The sequence below is a fragment of the Oribacterium sp. P6A1 genome, assembly GCF_000702885.1.
GTDB lineage: Bacteria > Bacillota > Clostridia > Lachnospirales > Lachnospiraceae > Oribacterium.
Genome location: NZ_JNKO01000068.1, coordinates 1 through 3275 on the forward strand (window position 1 = coordinate 1; position 3275 = coordinate 3275).

General features: G+C 38.5%; 4 protein-coding genes. All 4 read left to right on the forward strand.

The features are described 5' to 3' along the window. The first annotated feature begins 215 nt into the window (after positions 1–215). A complete protein-coding gene (locus T515_RS15845; protein WP_036613418.1) occupies positions 216–425 on the forward strand; it encodes a hypothetical protein in 210 nt (69 codons plus the stop codon). 454 nt (positions 426–879) lie between these two features. Then, positions 880–1944 carry a DUF5688 family protein gene (locus tag T515_RS15850; protein ID WP_036613421.1) on the forward strand — a complete coding sequence of 355 codons (1065 nt, stop codon included), beginning with the start codon at positions 880–882 and terminating at the stop codon, positions 1942–1944. A gap of 204 nt (positions 1945–2148) precedes the next feature. Next, a complete protein-coding gene (locus T515_RS15855) occupies positions 2149–3027 on the forward strand; it encodes a DUF6017 domain-containing protein (protein WP_036613423.1) in 879 nt (292 codons plus the stop codon). Positions 3028–3044: 17 nt separating this feature from the next. Then, the coding region (locus tag T515_RS15860; RefSeq protein ID WP_036613426.1) for a hypothetical protein at positions 3045–3275 on the forward strand (231 nt) is incomplete at its 3' end.

A 3275-nucleotide genomic window follows, 5' to 3' on the forward strand; every position in this document is an offset into this window, starting at 1 on the left:
GATTGCTGCATTTAATGTCATATATTTGGCACTTCGTATTCTCATATGCGGAGGAATTGTTTTTATAGGTATCTTGAATGCAGTCCATACAGTACAGGATAATGAGATTATGAGTATTGAACTCCCACAGGATTTTTTCAAAGAAGAGGTTCAGGTGAATTAAAAAGCCGATTAGATAAGATCATCCTATATTGTTACACGAGGGGGAAATAATAATGGATTCTAATGGTGACCCTCTTTATCATCACTCTTGGGACGGAACTGATCTAATATCTGAAACAGAGTATAAAAATTTACTTAACACATTTTATGATACCCAAAAAGCAATTTCTCCGTTTGACGATGTAAAATATATTGATGGACGTCATATAGGTAATGGCTTATGTATTAATGAAGAAATTATAGAGGCCATTAATTCCTATTAAGTATGATTATATAGAATACTTTTATTGTTGATCTTACAATGAGTAACTCGAATGATATTTTATAGAGAAGAAGTCAAAAATCCGGATTATTTCAGAGAATAAAGGCTCTTGTAGAGGAAATGTAGAGGGAATGTAGAGGAAATGTAGATTGTAATCCATTTTAAGGCCTGATATTATTATGATAGCAAAGCAAGACGAAATACCTAAGAGGTACGGACATCTTGCTTTTTTCTTTTGCAGAAGAATAAACAGGTAAAAATCATTAAACGTCAGACTGTGATTGTGAAATCTCAGATCTGGCGTTTTCTTTTTGCCAAAAATCCGGATGACGATCCGGAGGTAAGAACAGTTTGAAAGTGCACTTTCAAATTTGATTGATGGCTCATATTCGAATTAGCGAACACTCAATTCTTATATGAGCTAAGTGTTTAGAATGTGAAAGGAAAAAAAGAATATGGATTACGAACAGTTCAGGGAAAGTGCAAAGGAAGATCTTGGTAAGATGCTCAAAGCCAGAGGCATTAATGCAAATATAAGTGAGCATCACATGGAAAAATTGAATTCATCTTATGACGCAATTGTTATTACTCCGAAAGACAGCAACATCGGGGTTAATGCCAATCTGAACGCAATGTTTGAAGCTGTTGAGAGCGGCAAGAGTTACAGCGAAGTCTTGAGCATGTCTGTAAATAAAATAATGGAAGGAATCAGAAATGCTCCGTCTGTTGATGTACAGAATCTCACAAATTATGATGCAATGAAAAATAAGCTTTCGATGGATGTGGTTTCAGCAGAGAGAAATGCTGAAATGCTTTCAAATATACCTCATGAAAGAATCGAAGACATGGCAGTGGTTTACAGGCTTGTTCTTGATTCAAAAGATTCCGGGAATGGAACGATTCTTGTAACGAACAATCTGATGGAACAGTTCGGTGTCACGCAGGAACAGTTACATGAAGATGCGATGCTCAATGCACCTGAGATTAGGCCATCTGAAATAAAAGGCATGTCAGAAATGCTTTCGGAAATGATGGGCGCAGATATGGATCCGGGAATGGATTCATTAGACGATAAGATGTTTGTGGCTACTGTACCGGACAAGATCCATGGAGCAGGAGTGATAGCATATCCGAATTTTTTCGAGGAAGCCGCAGAAAAAGTCGGAGGTGATTTCTTTGTACTGCCCAGCAGTATTCATGAGATTTTGCTTGTAAAAGACAGTGGAGATATGTCAGTCAGAGACTTGGAAAACATGGTAAGAGAAGTAAACGCAACCCAGGTTTCACCGGAGGAACAGCTTACTGATCATGTTTATCATTATGATTCCAAGGATCATATCTTTGAGATGGCTGATAAGTTTGTTACACGTCAGGCTGAACGAGAGGCCGGAGAGCATGAATGTGACAAGGAATCTCTTCTCGGCAATCTCAAGGCAAAAAAGGAAGAGGCAGCAAAGGAAAAACCGGAGAAAAGCGTGAAAGAAGCAACTAAAAAGTCCAGAGAGGGGGAGGCATTATGAGCAGACGCGGATCAGTTCTCGTAATTCACCAAATCCATTCAGGAACTAAGAGAGGTGGTCATGCACCATATATGAGAGAGGGCTCTGCGCCCTCTCCTTGTAATTGCAAAACACCTTGCTGTTATGGAGGGACAAGAAGTTACTGCTGGCCTTGCATGAAGAAGATTCTGGAGGAACACAACGCCAATAAGAAGGGTTGATGTGATGGCGAGAGACTATTTTTATAAAGGCAGCTCAGAACAGTTTGTCTTTTACAGAACGCCAAAGGTTTTATTTACAGAGCCGGAATATGAGAATCTGAGTATTCCGGCTAAGGCATTATATGGAATCCTGTTGGACAGGGAAGCTCTTTCAGACAAGAGCGGATGGGTTGATGAGTTTGGAAGGATTTATGTGTACATGACAAATAAAAGCATTTGCAAGGCCATGCACATTTCCGATAAGACAGCAACAAAGCTTCTTGTGGAACTTGAAAAAATAGATCTTATTCTAAGGGTGCGTCAGGGACAGGGGAAACCCACAAAGATTTATGTAAAGAATTTTATGGACATGGAAAAGTTACGGTTCTTGAATCGTACTAATTACGACTCTTGTATCGGAGATTGTTCCGGTCCGGAGTCGGAAAAACTACGATGTAATAATACTGAGATTAATGATACTGAGTATAACGATATCAATCATATCTTATCTGATAAAAGATACGATGATGATTCGATAGATAAATATCGTGACTATTTTGAAAATCGATTACGTATGCAGGAATTGAAACGGGAGTACCCTCACCAGATCGACATCCTTGAAGGGATAGAAGACCTCATCATTGATATAGTTTGTTCAAAAAAAGAATGGATTCGGGTCAATGGAGAAAATAAGCCTATGAGTGTGGTGAAAGGCAGGTTCATGAAGCTGGACTCATCACATATTGAATACTTACTTGACAGTATGAAGAAGACCAATTCGCATATCAGGAATATAAAGCAATATCTGATTGCAACACTATATAATGCCCCGGCAACTATAGGCAGCTACTATCAGCAGATGGTACAGCATGATTTAGCACATCCATCAGAGGATGTTTATTGACAAGGAGAACAAAAATTATGATTAGATGTAGATTAAGAATAGAGATGGATCCTGTAAAGGACGGCATTTTTGATATTGAAGAAGTTAAACTTGAGTCATCGGTAAATGATGATATAGAAGAAAGCTATGAGGACGATGAAGATGAAGAAAAATATCTTCTCTTAATGGTCTCAAGCAAAGGGGATTTTGCTGATTTATCTGAGGATGAATTCAACGTACACAGGTTTAATCTCTGCAGGAACGGCAGG

Excerpts from the sequence above, each read along its gene's own strand:
- T515_RS15850 (WP_036613421.1), top strand. The coding sequence starts at position 880 with ATGGATTACGAACAGTTCAGGGAAAGTGCAAAGGAAGATCTTGGTAAG.
- T515_RS15845 (WP_036613418.1), top strand. The coding sequence starts at position 216 with ATGGATTCTAATGGTGACCCTCTTTATCATCACTCTTGGGACGGAACT.
- T515_RS15855 (WP_036613423.1), top strand. The coding sequence starts at position 2,149 with ATGGCGAGAGACTATTTTTATAAAGGCAGCTCAGAACAGTTTGTCTTT.